We start from the raw sequence: 14,570 nt of genomic DNA, 5'->3' as shown, positions 1-14,570 counted from the left end.
TTTATTTGACTTTAACCTTGTGCTTTTACAAAATTGCGGATGAACGCGCGGCGGGGGTCGGGCGATATTTGCCCCGGGGGCGTGTTTTACCGTGTTTCATGATGGTCAGATCAATGCCCAGCAGGGTGGCGCTTCCGCGTCCCTGTGGCTGACTGACTCGATCCGCAGGGCGGGACCGGCCGAGGATCGGCGCGACTGGCGGGAGAAGCTGCGCGACTGGGCCGAGGATGTGGAACTGGTTCCCGACCTTGGCCAGCGGGTGGGAAGTTTCACCTGGTTCCGGGGACTTGCGACCTGTTTCGGGCTGTGCGCGGCGGCGCTTTATCTGTCGCCGGGCTTTCATGCGCTGCCCGGCGCGCCGCAGCCGCTGATGCCGGCGAGGCAATTCGACGAAGTGCGCAGCCAGATGATCATGCCGCTTGCCCTGGGCGCGGACAGCGGGCGGCGCATGGGGCCGACCGACGCGGTGCAGCCGCTGCGCGAGACGCCGGAGCGGCCGCAGATCGAATTGCGCGCGCAGATCGGCGGCAGCGATTCGCTGGGCCGGGCGCTGGCGCGGGCGGGCGTGAGCGGCGGCGACGTGGCGACGGTGACGAGCCTGGTGGCGGGCGACACCGGCGCGGGATTGAAGCCGGGCACGCCGCTGGACATCGTGCTGGGCCGCCGGCCGAGCCGGGACGTGCCGCGGCCGCTGGACCGGCTGAGCTTCCGGGCGCGGCTCGATCTGGGGATCGAGATCGCGCGGGCCGGCGGGGTCCTGCAGGCGCAGCGGACGGCGATCCATGTGGACGAGACGCCGCTGCGCATCCAGGGCGTGGTGGGCGAGAGCCTCTATCGTTCGGCGCGGGCGGCGGGCGCGCCGCCCAAGGCGATCCAGAGTTTCCTGCGCGTCGTTGCGCAGCAGGTCGATCTCGGATCGATCTCGGCGGGGGACCGCTATGACATCGTCACCGAATATCGGCGGGCCGACACGGGCGACGTGGAGGTGGGCGACCTGCTGTTCGCCGGGCTGCACCGGGCGAGCGGGCGCGGCATCGACATGCTGAAATGGACGCAGGACGGGCGGACCCAGTGGTTCGAGGCGTCGGGCGTCGGCCAGCGGCGCGGCGTGCTGTCGGCGCCGGTGGCGGGGCGCATGTCGTCCAGCTTCGGCATGCGGCGCCATCCGATCCTGGGTTATACCCGCATGCATGCGGGGATCGATTTTGCCGCCCATTACGGGTCGCCCATCTATGCGGCGACGGACGGCGTGGTGTCCTATGCCGGGCGGCATGGCGGGCACGGCAATTATGTGCGGCTGGAGCATGGCAACGGCCTTGCCACCGGCTATGCGCATATGAGCCGCATCGCCGCGTCGCCGGGGCAGCGGGTGCGGCAGGGGCAGGTGATCGGCTATGTCGGATCGTCGGGCCTGTCGACCGGGCCGCATCTGCATTATGAGCTGTACCGGAACGGACGGACCATCAATCCGCTGTCGGTGCGGTTCACCACGACATCGCAACTGGCGGGCAGGGAACTGGCGGCTTTCCGGCAGCGGCTGGTGCAGTTGAAGAGCCTGCGCATCGGCCTGCCCGTGCAGGTGGCGCAGAAGACCGCGGCGCCGGCCGCGGCCGGGAAATAGCTTTTCGCGGGCGATTCCCTCCGCTAACGGGCGGGAATGAACGCAGCGGCTTCCGACATCACCGCGATCCTGCTGGCCGGGGCGCGGCCGATCCCCGATCCCCTGGCGGCGGCGGCCGGCGTGGCGGTCAAGCCGCTGGTGCCGGTGGCGGGGGAGCCGATGATCAACCGGCCGGCCCGCGCCCTGCTGGCGCATCCGGCGGTCGGGCGGCTGGTCGTGCTGACCCAGGCGCCGGAACTGTTCGCCGCCGATCCGGCGACCGCCTGGCTGGCGGAGCATCCCGAAGTGCGGTTCGAAAGGAGCGGGCGCGGAATCGCTTCCTCCCTCATCGCCTTGCTGGACCGGGGGGACCTGCCCTTTCCCCTGCTGATGACGACGGCGGATCATGTGCTGCTGGACGGGGCCATGCTGGACCAGATGGTGCGCGAGGCATCCGGCGCGGACATCGCCGTGGCGATGGTCGAGCGCAGGACATTGCTGGCGCGCTATCCAGGGTCGCGGCGGACCTGGCTCAAATTTCGCGACGGCGGGTGGTCGGGGGCGAATCTCTTCTGGTTCGGCAGCGGCAAGGCGCGGCCGGTGGTCGCGCTGTGGCAGGAGGTCGAGCAGGACCGGAAGAAGGGGTGGAAGATTCTGTCCGCCTTCGGACCGCTGGCCCTGCTGGGCGCGATGCTGCGGATTTCGACGCTGCGGGGCGGGATCGCGCGGGTGGGGCGGCGCTTCGGGATCGTGGCGCGCCTGGTGGCGATGGAGAAGGCGGAGGCCTGCATCGACGCGGACAAGCCGGACGACGTGGCGCTGATCGAGGCGATCCTGGCGGGGTCTGTGCGATAGAAGCGGCGTGTTCCTGCCTGCGCAGGAGCACCTAATTCCATTTCCGCATGTTGTTCCATGTTCGAAAGTCAGTAGGCGTCCAGTTCCTCCAGCGCGGTGAATCGCTGCGACCAGAGCGCGCCATAAACCGCCATCCACTGCACGACGGGCGCAAGGCCCTTGGCGCGGGCGGAATAATAGGTTTCGCGCCCGGCGCGGCGGGCCGTCACGAGGCTGGCGCGTTTCAGCTTGCCGAGATGGCGGGACACCATGGGTTGCGATACGCCGGAAATGGCGGTGAGGGCGTGGACGCTCTGTTCCCCTTCGCGCACCAGATATTCCAGCAGCGCGCGCCGGGTGCCGTCCGACAGGGCCTTGAACAGTTCGTCGCAGGAGGTCGATCGATCCCCCCTTAAAATATGGTCGGTCATGGACCCATTCATAATCATCGGGTTATGGGTGGGTCAAGGTGAAGGCGGTTTTTACCCTTCCCGGCGGCGTTAACCAAAAAAACTTTGGGCCTGTTCTCCGCTGAGTCTTTTGAGTCACACTAGCCGATCTTGAGTCTTTCGAGTCGCTGTCGACTCAATATCTAGTGGCTACCCGGTTCGTTCTCCGTCATGTTAACCATTATGTGAGGCTTGAACCCTAAGTTGCTGATCTTGACGGCTGACTCCGGAGGACTCATCGCTGGGCCTCAGAAGGAAACGGGGGTCACGAAATGGGTGTCATGGAACGCGTCGCGCCGCGGCGGAAAAAGGCGGTTGCGCCCGTGGAGGTCGAGGCCAACCGCCTGCTGCGCGGCGACTGCATCGCGGAAATGGCGAAGCTGCCCGATGCGTGCATCGACATGATCTTCGCGGACCCGCCCTATAATCTCCAGCTTGGCGGCGACCTGTTCCGGCCCGAGGGTAGCCGGGTGGACGCGGTCGACAACGACTGGGACAAGTTCGATACGCTGGGTTCCTACGACCGCTTCACCAAGGCCTGGCTGCGGGAAGCGCGGCGTATATTGAAGCCGAACGGCACCATCTGGGTGATCGGCAGCTACCACAATATCTTCCGCGTCGGCACGGCGTTGCAGGACGAGGGCTTCTGGATCCTCAACGACATCATCTGGCGCAAGTCCAATCCCATGCCCAATTTCAAGGGCACGCGCTTCACCAACGCGCATGAGACGCTGATCTGGGCGAGCCAGGGCGAGGATGCGCGATATACGTTCAACTACAAGGCGATGAAGACGCTGAACGACGAGTTGCAGATGCGGTCCGACTGGGTGCTGCCGATCTGCGGCGGGCAGGAACGGCTGAAGCGCAACGGCACCAAGGCGCATCCGACGCAGAAGCCGGAGGCCCTGCTCTACCGCGTGCTGCTGGCCTGTACGAAGCCGGGCGACGTGGTGCTCGATCCCTTTTTCGGCACCGGGACGACGGGCGCGGTGGCCAAGCGCCTGGGCCGCAGGTGGATCGGCATCGAGCGCGAGGACGATTATATCGAGGTCGCGCTGGAGCGGATCGAGGCGGCGCTGCCGCTGGACGAAAGCGCGCTGACCATCATGCAGACGGCGCGGCAGCAGCCCAAGGTGGCGTTCGGCACGCTGGTCGAGACGGGCTATCTGCAGCCCGGCGCGGTGCTGACGGATTCGAAGCGGCGCTGGCAGGCGGTGGTGCGGGCGGACGGTTCGCTGTCGGTGGGGGCGGATACCGGCTCGATCCACAAGATGGGCGCGACCCTGCAGGGTGCGCCGAGTTGCAATGGCTGGACCTTCTGGCATTGCGAGGTGGAAGGCGTGCTGAAGCCGATCGATGCGCTGCGGCAGACCTATTTGCTGGCGAACGAGCCTTAACGATCCCGGATTTCCTTTCGGGCTCTGGGCGACGGAGTTTGAAGATGTTGCCACAGCTTCCTGCCGATGCGCGGCTTTACCTGCGCCCCATCTGGTTCGTGCCGTCGCCCGTCGGTCTGGCCGACGGGTCGGCGGCGCGGATGGGCAATGGGTTGCTGTGGTTCCAGGCTTATGAGCTGACGGCGCGGAAGGACGGGCGGCGCGTGGCGCGGGCGACGGTGCCGGTCGCGGAATTTGCCGACGCCATTGCGGGGCTGCCCGATGCGCTGGCGGAGCGGGCGCAGCGGTTGGCGGCCAATATCTCTGCGCAGCGTCCGCCCCTGGTGCTGGGGGAACGCACCATCCGTTTCGACGCGCCGCAGGTGATGGCGATCCTGAACATCACGCCGGACAGCTTTTCCGACGGCGGCAGGCATATGGACGATCCGCAGGCGGCGGCCGATGCGGGCTTCGCCATGGCGGCGGCGGGGGCGGCGCTGATCGATGTGGGCGGCGAATCCACCCGACCCAGGGCGCCGCGCCTGTGGGAAGGGGATGAGATCGCCCGCGTCGTGCCGGTGATTGAAAGGCTGGCGGCGGCGGGGATTCCCATGTCCATCGACACCCGCAAGGCGGCGGTGATGGAAGCCGCGCTGGCGGCGGGAGCGGCGGTCGTCAATGATGTGAGCGCGCTGCGGCATGATCCCCGTGCCATGGAAGTGGCGGTTGCGGCGGGGTGCCCCGTCATCCTGATGCATGCGCCGTCGGCCGGGGACGATCCGCACGACAATGCCGGGGGTTATGGCGATGTCGTGGCCGATGTGTTCGACATGCTGGAGGCGCGGGTGGACGCCTGTCTGGCGGCGGGGGTGCCGCGCGGGAAGATCATGGTCGATCCGGGATTGGGATTCGGCAAGTCGCTGGGCGACAATCTGGCGCTGGTGAACGGGCTGGCGACGTTGCAGGGGCTGGGCGTGCCGCTGCTGTTCGCGGGCAGCCGCAAGCGCCTGATCGGGGCGCTGTCGAACGAAGCGCCGGCGGCGGAGCGGCTGGGCGGATCGGTGGCCCTGGTCTTTCGCGCCGCTGAACTGGGCGCGCAGATGGTGCGGGTGCATGATGTCGCGGAAAGCGTTCAGGCGCTGCACCTTTGGCGCGGTCTGGCGGATGCGGGCTTGGGCGCGGTTTAGAGCATCGTGCGGAGAAAGGGGAGGCGGTTTAGGCCTTGCCGGGAGAGTCCCCGTTCAGGCCGTGGCGGAGGCCGTGCCGCTTATCGCAGCCAGCCTTTCGCCCGATAGGCTTCGGCAGTGGCCTTCAATCCCTCTTCCGTCGGCACCCGGGGCACCCACAGCTTTTTGGGCGGTTGCCTGCGCTTCGTCACGACCCAGTCGGGGTGGCAGAAATAGCTGACCCGGTCGGGCGTCAGCCTGGCGTTCCTGCCGCGCACCAGCCGGTCGAGCCGCGCGCCCATGCCCAGCAGCCAGGCGGGCGTCGCGAAGGTTCGCACCGCCCTCTCTCCAGGCCGTCCGACGGCGCGTCCGATCGCCTGCGCGAAGTCCATATGGTCCCAGCCGCCGGGCGTGCCGTCATCGACCTCATAGACATGGGTCAGGCTCTTCATGTCCTTTTCGACCGCCAGCGTCAGGAACAGACGGGCGAGGTCGCCGACCTCGATCACCGACAGGCGTCCGCCGGGCGGCATCAGCATGATCCCGCGCCGGGCCATGCGGAACAGTTCCAGCATCTCCCGGTCGCCGGGGCCGTAGATGGCGGGCGGGCGGATGATCGTCCAGTCGAGGCCGCTCGCCTTCACATGCCGCTCCGCCAGTTCCTTCGACCAGCCATAGTCCGACAGTTCCGGTTCCCGCGCCGAAAGCGAGGAGACGTGGATCAGCCGCTTGACCCCGCGATGCCGCATCGCGTCGACCACCGCCATGGTGCCGCGCGCATTGCCCGTTTCGAAGCCTTCGCGGTCGGGCGCGTTCACCACGCCGGCGATGTGGATCACCACATCGGCGTCGCGCACCAGCGTGTTGAGCGCCGCCCGGTCATCCAGCGCGCCGGGCACCCATTTGAGATGGGCGCGCGGCGGCTGCGCCCGGCGGGTGATGGCGCTGACATGATGTCCCGCCGCCAGAGCCTGATGGAGCGTTTCGGCGCCGACGAAACCCGTCGCGCCCGTCATCGCAATGCGCAGGGACATGGGATCAGACCATCGCCATATGATCGCGGTGGACCAGCACCGAGCGGGGCAGATGCCCCAGCAGCGCGGCGATGTCCTCGCTGCGCTTGCCGGCGATGCGGGAGGCTTCCTCGCTGTCATATTCGATGAGGCCGCGGGCGATCACCCGACCATCCTCAGCCAATATGTCGACCACGTCGCCGCGGGCGAAGATGCCATCGACCCGCGCCACGCCGGCCGGGAGCAGGCTGTTGCCGCGGCCCAGAGCCGCCTCCGCCCCCGCATCGACCACGATCCGACCGCGCACGGTGAGGCGGCCGGCGAGCCAGCCCTTGCGCGCGCCCCTGGCCTGTGCGGCGAGGAAGATCGAGCCCTTGCCGCCATCGGTCCAGTGCGACAGCGGCGAGTCCACCTTGCCGGAGATGATCGCCAGATGCGCGCCGGCCCCGGTCGCGATCCGCGCCGCCTCGATCTTGGAGGTCATGCCCCCCGATCCCATGCCCGAGGCGGAGCCGCCGTCCGCCATCCCGGCGATGCGCGCATCGATGCGCTCGATTGTCTCTATCAGCATGGCGTCCGCATCGACATGCGGGTTGGCGGTGTAAAGCCCGTCGACGTCCGACAGCAGCACAACTGCGTCAGCCCGTGCCGCCTGTCCGATGCGCGCCGCCAGCCGGTCATTGTCGCCGAAGCGGATTTCCGCCGTGGCGACGCTGTCATTCTCGTTCACGACCGGCACGACGTCGAGCGCCATCAGCCGTTCCAGCGTGGCCGACGCATTGAGATAGCGGCGGCGGTTTTCCAGATCGTCCAGCGTCACCAGCATCTGCGCGGCGGTGATGCCCCTTTCGTGGAGCAGGCTGGCCCAGCATTGCGACAGCGCGATCTGGCCGGTGGCGGCGGCCGCCTGCGCGTCTTCGAGCGAGCCGCGTCCGCCCTTGGGCAGTTTCAGCCGCCGGGCCCCCAGGGCGATGGCGCCGGAGGAGACGATGATGATCTGCTGGCCCGCAGCCTTGCGCGCCGCGATGTCGGCCACCAGCGTGCGCAGCCAGGATTCGCGCACCTCGCCCTCCGGATCGACGAGCAGGGCGGAGCCGATCTTGATGACCAGGCGGCGGATTTGCGAAGGAGGGAAGCCGGAGAGGGAAGAAGTCATGAAGCGGTCCGAATGCGCTCCTCCCCTGCAGGGGAGGGGTTGGGGTGAGGAGGCAAGGCGGGGGAAGCCCTATCCGGCCAGCCCCCATCCCCGACCCGTCCCCTGAAGGGGAGGGGAGGAGTTACAGTGGCGACCACGGCTTCTCGTCTTCTTCTGTCCCATCCTCATCATCCTCGTCGGGCTGGTCCAGCAGCGGCAGCACCGCGTCCAGCAGGGCGGGCACGCCTTCGCCGGTCGCGCCGGAGATGATGAACACATCGTCCACCCCGGCCTCGTCCCGAAGCTGGCCGGCAATGTCCTCCATCAGTTCCGGCCCCAGCAGGTCGCCCTTGTTGAGCGCCACGATCTGCGGCTTTTCGTCCAGCCCGCCGCCATAGGCCGCGAGTTCATCCTGCACGATGCGGAACTGTTCGACCGGGTCGTCGCCGGTCGCGTCGATCAGGTGCAGCAGCACCCGGCAGCGTTCGACATGGCCCAGGAAGCGGTCGCCGATCCCCGCGCCCTCGGCCGCGCCCTCGATCAGGCCCGGAATGTCGGCCAGCACGAATTCCCGGTCGCGATGCAGCACCACGCCCAGTTGCGGCTTGGTGGTGGTGAAGGCATAGGCGCCGACCTTCGCCTTGGTGTTGGTGACCTGGTTGATGAAGGTCGACTTGCCCGCATTGGGCATGCCCACAAGGCCCACATCGGCCAGCAGCTTCAGCCGCAGCCACACCCACATTTCCTGCCCCGGCCAGCCCGTGCCATGCTGGCGCGGGGCGCGGTTGGTGCTGGTCTTGTAGGACAGGTTGCCGCGCCCGCCGTCGCCGCCGCGCAGCAGCACGATGCGTTGCCCGACCTGCGTGAAGTCGGCCAGCAGTTCCTGTTCATATTCCATCGTTCCGTCCTCATCCTCCGTACCGTCGACGGGCGTGGGATCGGACAGGATCTGCGTGCCCACCGGCACCTTGATGACGAGGTCTTCGCCGCCGGCGCCATAGCGGTTCTTGCCCGCGCCGGGCATGCCGCGCTGCGCCTTGAAATGCTGGGTGTAGCGGAAGTCGATCAGGGTGTTCAGCCCGGCCACCGCCTCGAAGATGATGTCGCCGCCCTTGCCGCCGTTGCCGCCGTCGGGACCGCCATATTCGACATATTTTTCGCGCCGGAAACTGACCGCGCCGGGACCGCCCCAGCCGGACTTGATGAAAATCTTCGCTTGATCAAGAAAATGCATCGCGCGCCCATAGCGGTTTATGCGGCGGAATTAAACAGGCGCGCGGCAAAAGCGGCCGCTTGCCCGAAAAGCGGCCGGCGCCGGAGAAGGCGGCGCCGTGCCGCCATCCCCGGCAGCAGGGATCAGGCCGCCAGCGCGGGCAGCGAATCCCCGTAGAGATCGGTCGACGAATCCGTCATCATGGGGCTGGCGCCCGCCTGTCCGGAGGCGCCTTCCTCGAAGACCAGGCAATCCGCCGCCGCGCCCCGGCCCAGGCTGAAGCGCCTTTCCATCCGGCCGGCATAGCGGAAGCCGAGCTTGCGCAGGACGTTGCCGGATGCCGGATTGTCCACGAAATGGGCGGCGCGCACATCGCGGACGCCCGAGGCGCGGGCCATGTGCATGACGGCGCTGGCCGCTTCGGTCGCGAAACCGAGTCCCCAATAGGGGCGGGCGATCCAATAGCCCAGCTCCACCCTGCCATCCGCCGCCGCATGGAGGCCGCAGCCGCCGACAAGGCGCGGCGCGCCCTTGGTGCGGGTGAAGGCAAGCAGGCTGGGCAGGCGCGGGTCCTGCGGCTGGGCCAGGAACGCCTGCGCATCGGCCTGGCTGTAGGCGGCCGGTGCGCGGGTCAGGTTGCGCAGGACGGCCGCATCGCCGATCGCTTCGGCAAGGGCCGGCGCATCTTCCATCCAGCCGGGCCGCAGCAACAGGCGGGGGGTACGGGCGAACATCGAAAGTCTCCTAATCTCCGGCGCGCCAATGACCGCGAAAAGTTACGGCTTGACGACTATCTTCTCTGGCTGGGCCCCGCCCGCACGACGCGCGAGAAAGCGAGGGGTTCCAGAGAGTTGAGGGAAATTCAGGGGAGACGCCCGTCGACACGAAAAAGGGGCGCTCCCGGATGGGGCGCCCCTTGTTTCCCTCGAACTCTGGCGGTGTGACCAAAGTCGTTCCGCCAGGAGGATCGCCCCGATTGCGAGGGACGATCCGTCATCGATCGTCCGTTATTCGGCTGCTTCGGCCAGTGCGTCGACCGACACATATTTGCGGCCGAGCTTGCCGGTGTGGAATACCACGCGGCCTTCACCCAGCGCGAACAGCGTGTGGTCCTTGCCCATGCCGACATTGCGGCCCGGATAGACGCGGGTGCCGCGCTGGCGAATGATGATGTTGCCGCCGATCACTTCCTGACCGCCGAACTTCTTCACGCCAAGGCGCTTCGATTCCGAATCGCGACCGTTGCGCGACGAACCGCCAGCTTTCTTATGTGCCATGACTTAAACTCCTCGTGACTTTGCTGCGGCTCAGGCGATCGACACGATCTTGAGGATCGTGTGATTCTGGCGGTGGCCGTTGCGACGACGGTAGTTGTGCCGGCGGCGCTTCTTGAAAACGATGACCTTCTCGCCCTTCGCCTGCGCGACGATTTCGGCGGCGACGGTCAGCTTGGCTGCGTCCTTCACGTCGCTGCCTTCGCCGGCGAACAGGACGTCATCCAGGGTCACCTTGTCGCCAGCCTCACCGGCCAGCTTCTCGACGACGATCTTGTCTCCGGCGGCGACGCGATACTGCTTGCCGCCCGTGCGCACGACTGCGAACATGGCTCTTCTCTTCTCGTTCAAATCTGCTTTACGCAGATCGTCGAGGGACAATGCCCTGTTGGACCCGCGCGGGAATGTGGCCCGCTACTGGAATGACTCGCCCATGTCAACCGGCAAGCGCGGCATTCGGGGCTGGTTTTTGACCTTGCGCGTCCCTATCTTGGCGCGGCGAAAGGATAGCATCACGCATGACGCCAGCGCCATACAGGAATGAAGCACTGGCCGCCCGGCTGCTGTTCATCCTGACCCTGTGGCTGTCGATCGGCGTGGCCCTGCTGAGCGCGCTCGCGCCACTGGGGCCGCCATCCAGCCGGTTCACCGGCTCCGCCTTCAACCCGGCCACCACCGCCGTGGTGTTGAAGGCCCGCGCCCATGCGACCCCTGTCGCCGCGCAGGCCATCGAGCCGGATGGCGACGGGCGGGCGCCGTTTCCGGCGTTCGCCATGAGCGGGCCGATGGCCATCGCGATGCTGCCGGGCGTCGTCCTGCTGCGCGCCGGCGACCGATTCTCTCCCGCCTTCGTTTCTTTCCCGTCCTTCCACCTGCATTCCCCCCGGCGGGCGCGGGCGCCCCCGGTCCTTTCCTGACGCATCGCCCTCAGGGCGGCCGTTCCAGGCCGCCATCAGGAAAAAGGAGCCTCTTCATGACCCGCAGAAGATCGAGACGCGGCAGCACGGGGTCGTCCCGCCGCCGTCCGCCATGGTGGTTCATGCCGGCCGTCATGGCGGGACTGGGCGCGGCCGGCGCGCTGTTGTCGGCGGCGATGCTGACCGTCGCTGAATGAATATGATATGCCGCCGATGGAGGGTGTTCCTCCATCGGCGGTCAGGGAAAGACACTCCATGCCCCATCACACGCCCCTGATCGGAACGATCGTCGCGGGCCTTGTCGTCGCCTTCGTCATGGGCGCCATCGCCCATCGCCTGAAATTGTCGCCGCTTGTCGGCTATCTGATCGCCGGGATCATGGTCGGGCCGTTCACGCCGGGCTTCGTCGCCAATGCCAGCCTGGCCAATGAACTGGCGGAGATCGGCGTCATCCTGCTGATGTTCGGCGTCGGCCTGCATTTCTCCCTGCGCGACCTTCTGTCGGTGAAGAACATCGCGGTGCCCGGCGCGCTGGGCCAGATCGCGGTGGCGACGCTGATGGGCATGGGCCTGGCGCATGTCATGGGCTGGCCGCTGCTGGGCGGGCTGGTCTTCGGCCTGGCGCTGTCGGTGGCGAGCACCGTCGTGCTGCTGCGCGCCCTGCAGGGGGCGGACCTGGTGGAAACGCGCCGGGGCCGGATCGCCGTCGGATGGCTGATCGTCGAGGATCTGGTGATGGTGCTGGCGCTGGTGCTGCTCCCCGCGCTTGCCGGGGTCATGAACAATGCCGATGCGGCGGGCGGGGCCAATGCGGGGGCCTTGCTGGCGCCGCTGCTGGGCACGCTGCTGAAGGTCGCGGGCTTCGTCGCGCTGATGCTGGTGGTCGGCCGCCGCGTCATTCCCTGGGCGTTGCACTGGGTCGTGCATAGCGGATCGCGCGAGCTGTTCCGCCTGGCCGTGCTGGCGATAGCGCTGGGCGTCGCGTTCGGCGCGGCGGTCGCCTTCGACGTGTCCTTCGCGCTGGGCGCGTTCTTCGCCGGCATGATCTTGGGCGAGACGCCGCTCAGCCGCCGCGCGACGGAGGAGACGCTGCCGCTGCGCGATGCCTTCGCCGTGCTCTTCTTCGTTTCCGTCGGCATGCTGTTCAATCCGGCGGTGCTGGTCGAGCAGCCGCTGCCGTTGCTGGCCACGGTGGCGATCATCATCGTCGGCAAGTCGATCGCCGCCTTCGCCATCGTCCGCGCCTTCGGCCATCCGGGCGACACGGCGCTCACCATCGCGGCGAGCCTGGCGCAGATCGGGGAATTCTCCTTCATCCTCGCCTCCTTGGGGACGGGACTGGGGGTCTTGCCGGCCGAGGCGCGCGACCTGATCCTTGCGGGCGCGATCGTTTCGATCTTCCTCAATCCGCTGATCTTCTCCCTGATCGTGCGCGGGCACAAGCAGGAGGAGGTCGAGGAAGAGGCGCAGGCCCAGAAGGCGAAGGCCAAGCCGCGCATCGGCCATGTCATCCTGGTCGGCTATGGCCGGGTGGGGAAGCTGATCGCGGATCGGCTGGCCGAGAAGGGCGCGCATTTCGTGGTGATCGAAGCCGATTCCGACCGGGCGGAAGAGGCGGAGGAGGCCGGCCTTACCGTGGTGCGGGGCAGCGCGCTGGAGGACCGGCATCTGCGGGCGGCCGGCATAAACGAGGCGCGGCGGCTGCTGATCGCCGTGCCCGAAGGGTTCGAGGGCGGCGCGATCCACGAACATGCGCGCCACCTCAATCCCCATCTTCAGGTCATCGCCCGCGCCCATTCCGATGCGGAGGTCAGGCATCTGGAGGGGCTGGGCGTGCCCCATGTGGTGATGGGGGAGCGGGAACTGGCGGCGCGGATGCTGTCGCTCTGCGGAGCGGGTTAGGGTGTTGTCAAACGGAGCTTGGTCGATCGATGCGAAGGCATTCTAGAGCATCGTGCGCAAAAGTGGGAACCGGTTTTGCGCTTAAAAGGATGCGACAACAAAAGCTTGGAGCGCGCGGCCTGCGTAGGATTTAACGCAGCGCGCTCTAACCGTTGCCCAATCCGTCGAGGAACCGTGCCGCCTGTTTCCTGAGGGCGGCGCGGTCCTCCACGCTCATCCGGTTCCAGTTGCGATAGGGCATGGCGAGGCGCGGATTGCGCGCCAGCTTCCGCTCGTTGCGGGCCAGAAAGTCCCAGTAGAGCGCGTTGAAGGGGCAGGCGTCCTCGCCAAGGCGCTGCTTCACGTCATAGCGGCACCGGCCGCAATAATCCGACATGCGGTTGATATAGGCGCCGCCCGCCGCATAGGGTTTCGACCCCAGCAGGCCGCCGTCCGCGAACAGCGCCATGCCGATGGTGTTGGGCATTTCCACCCATTCATAGGCGTCGGCATAGACCTCCAGATACCAGACATGCACCTGCACGGGGTCGATCCCGGCGAGCAGGGCGAAATTGCCGGTGATCATCAGTCGCTGGATATGATGGGCGTAGGCGTGGTCGATGGTCTGGCCGACCGCCCGGGCCATGCAGTGCATGTCGGTCTTGCCCGTCCAGTAGAAGCCGGGCAGGTCGCGCGTCGCATCCAGCGCGTTGCGGCGGCCATAGCCGGGGCCTTCGTGCCAATAGACCCCGCGCACATATTCGCGCCAGCCGATGACCTGACGGATGAAGCCCTCCGCCGCGTTGAGCGGGACCCTGCCGGCGCGGTATCGCCCCTCCACCGCCCGGCAGAGCGACAGCGGGTCGAGCAGTCCGGCGTTGATATAGGGCGACAGGACCGAGTGCCAGAGGAATGGCTCATCGGTCAGCATCGCGTCCTGATAGTCCCCGAAGCGGGGCAGGGCGTGATCGAGGAAATGGTCCTGCTGGCGTTGCGCATCCTCATGCGTGACGGCGAAGTGGAAATGGTCGAGCGAGCCGATATGATCTGAAAAACGCGCCGCGACCAGCGCCAGCACGTCCCGCGTGATCGGGTCGGGGCGGAAGCGGAGCGGCTGCGGCATCAACAGGTCGCGCCGGGGCGGCGGTTTCCGGTTTTCCGCGTCGAAATTCCACTGGCCGCCTTCGGGTTCGCCCTCTTCCGTCAGCAACAGCCCGGTCCTGCGGCGCATGTCGCGGTAGAAAAATTCCATCCTGAGCTGCTGGCGCGCCGCCGCCCAGGCATCGAATTCGGCATGGGAGCAGAGGAAGCGGTCATCCTCATGGATGGTGACGGGGATGCCGAAGCGGCCTTCCCATTCCTCCAGCATCGCGCGGACGCGCCATTCGCCGCCTTCCGTGACGTGGATGGCGGAGGGACGGTGGCGTTCGATGGCGCGGGCGACCTCCCCGGTGAAGCTGCCGCTGTTTTCCGGCTGGTCGAGCTTCACATAGTCGACCGTCCATCCGAGCGCCCTCAACCGATCGGCATGATGACGCATGGCGGAGAGGATGAAGGCGATCTTGGCCTTGTGATGGCGGACATAGGTGGTTTCGTCCGCCACCTCCATCATCAGCAGGATGCTGTTTGCCGGGTCGGCGTTCCGGAGCGACGCGATGCCGGGCGTCAGCTGGTCGCCGAGGATCGGGATGAGGAGGGGGGCAGCCATGGCT

General features: G+C 67.3%; 15 protein-coding genes. 7 read left to right on the top strand and 8 right to left on the bottom strand.

Going from position 1 to position 14,570, the window contains the following annotated elements; all coding sequences use genetic code 11:
* The first annotated feature begins 91 nt into the window (after positions 1-91).
* Both A8G00_RS04755 and A8G00_RS04750 read left to right on the top strand, forming a co-directional pair.
* Entirely contained in the window at positions 92-1,621 is a 1,530-nt protein-coding gene (locus A8G00_RS04755) for a M23 family metallopeptidase (protein WP_103000194.1), read from the top strand.
* A gap of 36 nt (positions 1,622-1,657) precedes the next feature.
* Positions 1,658-2,455, top strand: coding sequence for a nucleotidyltransferase family protein (locus A8G00_RS04750; RefSeq protein ID WP_103000193.1), 798 nt, complete (start codon positions 1,658-1,660; stop codon positions 2,453-2,455).
* 68 nt (positions 2,456-2,523) lie between these two features.
* Here the strand turns inward: A8G00_RS04750 and A8G00_RS04745 are convergent, their stop codons facing one another.
* Positions 2,524-2,865: a helix-turn-helix transcriptional regulator gene (locus A8G00_RS04745; protein WP_103000192.1), complete on the bottom strand. Its 342-nt coding sequence runs from the start codon at positions 2,863-2,865 to the stop codon at positions 2,524-2,526.
* Positions 2,866-3,155: 290 nt separating this feature from the next.
* Between A8G00_RS04745 and A8G00_RS04740 the strand changes: the two genes are divergently transcribed.
* Together A8G00_RS04740 and folP are read left to right on the top strand one after the other, a co-directional pair.
* Entirely contained in the window at positions 3,156-4,280 is a 1,125-nt protein-coding gene (locus A8G00_RS04740; RefSeq protein WP_103000191.1) for a site-specific DNA-methyltransferase, read from the top strand.
* A gap of 44 nt (positions 4,281-4,324) precedes the next feature.
* Complete coding sequence (gene folP / locus A8G00_RS04735; RefSeq protein WP_103000190.1) at positions 4,325-5,446, top strand: dihydropteroate synthase; 1,122 nt, start codon at positions 4,325-4,327, stop codon at positions 5,444-5,446.
* Between the two features lie 80 nt (positions 5,447-5,526).
* On the opposite strand, the gene A8G00_RS04730 is transcribed toward folP, so the two are convergent.
* The 6 genes from A8G00_RS04730 to rplU all read right to left on the bottom strand — a co-directional run bounded on the left by A8G00_RS04730 (position 5,527) and on the right by rplU (position 10,390).
* Complete coding sequence (locus A8G00_RS04730; protein ID WP_172451785.1) at positions 5,527-6,459, bottom strand: NAD(P)-dependent oxidoreductase; 933 nt, start codon at positions 6,457-6,459, stop codon at positions 5,527-5,529.
* A gap of 4 nt (positions 6,460-6,463) precedes the next feature.
* Positions 6,464-7,594: a glutamate 5-kinase gene (gene proB / locus A8G00_RS04725; RefSeq protein WP_103000189.1), complete on the bottom strand. Its 1,131-nt coding sequence runs from the start codon at positions 7,592-7,594 to the stop codon at positions 6,464-6,466.
* Between the two features lie 121 nt (positions 7,595-7,715).
* Positions 7,716-8,807, bottom strand: a complete 1,092-nt coding sequence (obgE, locus tag A8G00_RS04720) for a GTPase ObgE (protein ID WP_103000188.1) — start codon at positions 8,805-8,807, stop codon at positions 7,716-7,718.
* Positions 8,808-8,929: 122 nt separating this feature from the next.
* Positions 8,930-9,520 carry a GNAT family N-acetyltransferase gene (locus tag A8G00_RS04715; protein WP_103000187.1) on the bottom strand — a complete coding sequence of 197 codons (591 nt, stop codon included), beginning with the start codon at positions 9,518-9,520 and terminating at the stop codon, positions 8,930-8,932.
* Between the two features lie 273 nt (positions 9,521-9,793).
* Complete coding sequence (rpmA, locus tag A8G00_RS04710; protein WP_022683124.1) at positions 9,794-10,063, bottom strand: 50S ribosomal protein L27; 270 nt, start codon at positions 10,061-10,063, stop codon at positions 9,794-9,796.
* Between the two features lie 30 nt (positions 10,064-10,093).
* Complete coding sequence (rplU, locus tag A8G00_RS04705) at positions 10,094-10,390, bottom strand: 50S ribosomal protein L21 (RefSeq protein ID WP_007683601.1); 297 nt, start codon at positions 10,388-10,390, stop codon at positions 10,094-10,096.
* A 188-nt stretch (positions 10,391-10,578) separates the two neighbouring features.
* Here rplU and A8G00_RS04700 point away from each other — a divergent pair, with 188 nt between their 5' ends.
* From A8G00_RS04700 to ybaL, 3 genes are read left to right on the top strand one after another with little or no spacing between them, the layout of a single operon-like run.
* A complete protein-coding gene (locus tag A8G00_RS04700; protein WP_044661675.1) occupies positions 10,579-10,977 on the top strand; it encodes a hypothetical protein in 399 nt (132 codons plus the stop codon).
* Between the two features lie 56 nt (positions 10,978-11,033).
* On the top strand, positions 11,034-11,174 hold the full coding sequence (locus A8G00_RS25025; RefSeq protein WP_165363323.1) for a hypothetical protein: 141 nt from the start codon (positions 11,034-11,036) through the stop codon (positions 11,172-11,174).
* A 58-nt stretch (positions 11,175-11,232) separates the two neighbouring features.
* Complete coding sequence (gene ybaL / locus A8G00_RS04695; protein WP_025551612.1) at positions 11,233-12,879, top strand: YbaL family putative K(+) efflux transporter; 1,647 nt, start codon at positions 11,233-11,235, stop codon at positions 12,877-12,879.
* A 145-nt stretch (positions 12,880-13,024) separates the two neighbouring features.
* Here ybaL and A8G00_RS04690 read toward each other — a convergent pair whose 3' ends face one another.
* Complete coding sequence (locus tag A8G00_RS04690; RefSeq protein ID WP_103000186.1) at positions 13,025-14,566, bottom strand: cryptochrome/photolyase family protein; 1,542 nt, start codon at positions 14,564-14,566, stop codon at positions 13,025-13,027.
* Between the last annotated feature and the right edge of the window lie 4 nt (positions 14,567-14,570).

It is taken from the genome of Sphingobium sp. SA916 (genome assembly GCF_002894065.1).
Lineage (GTDB): Bacteria > Pseudomonadota > Alphaproteobacteria > Sphingomonadales > Sphingomonadaceae > Sphingobium > Sphingobium fuliginis.
The sequence above is the reverse complement of the archived record's forward strand: the minus strand, read 5'-3'. Positions and strand labels throughout refer to the sequence as shown.

Bases quoted from the DNA above. Each gene is read 5' to 3' on its own strand.
- A8G00_RS04745 (WP_103000192.1), bottom strand. From the start codon at position 2,865: ATGACCGACCATATTTTAAGGGGGGATCGATCGACCTCCTGCGACGAA.
- rplU (WP_007683601.1), bottom strand. From the start codon at position 10,390: ATGTTCGCAGTCGTGCGCACGGGCGGCAAGCAGTATCGCGTCGCCGCC.
- ybaL (WP_025551612.1), top strand. From the start codon at position 11,233: ATGCCCCATCACACGCCCCTGATCGGAACGATCGTCGCGGGCCTTGTC.
- rpmA (WP_022683124.1), bottom strand. From the start codon at position 10,063: ATGGCACATAAGAAAGCTGGCGGTTCGTCGCGCAACGGTCGCGATTCG.
- obgE (WP_103000188.1), bottom strand. From the start codon at position 8,807: ATGCATTTTCTTGATCAAGCGAAGATTTTCATCAAGTCCGGCTGGGGC.
- A8G00_RS04730 (WP_172451785.1), bottom strand. From the start codon at position 6,459: ATGTCCCTGCGCATTGCGATGACGGGCGCGACGGGTTTCGTCGGCGCC.
- A8G00_RS04690 (WP_103000186.1), bottom strand. From the start codon at position 14,566: ATGGCTGCCCCCCTCCTCATCCCGATCCTCGGCGACCAGCTGACGCCC.
- A8G00_RS04700 (WP_044661675.1), top strand. From the start codon at position 10,579: ATGACGCCAGCGCCATACAGGAATGAAGCACTGGCCGCCCGGCTGCTG.
- proB (WP_103000189.1), bottom strand. From the start codon at position 7,594: ATGACTTCTTCCCTCTCCGGCTTCCCTCCTTCGCAAATCCGCCGCCTG.
- A8G00_RS04740 (WP_103000191.1), top strand. From the start codon at position 3,156: ATGGGTGTCATGGAACGCGTCGCGCCGCGGCGGAAAAAGGCGGTTGCG.
- A8G00_RS25025 (WP_165363323.1), top strand. From the start codon at position 11,034: ATGACCCGCAGAAGATCGAGACGCGGCAGCACGGGGTCGTCCCGCCGC.
- folP (WP_103000190.1), top strand. From the start codon at position 4,325: ATGTTGCCACAGCTTCCTGCCGATGCGCGGCTTTACCTGCGCCCCATC.
- A8G00_RS04715 (WP_103000187.1), bottom strand. From the start codon at position 9,520: ATGTTCGCCCGTACCCCCCGCCTGTTGCTGCGGCCCGGCTGGATGGAA.
- A8G00_RS04750 (WP_103000193.1), top strand. From the start codon at position 1,658: ATGAACGCAGCGGCTTCCGACATCACCGCGATCCTGCTGGCCGGGGCG.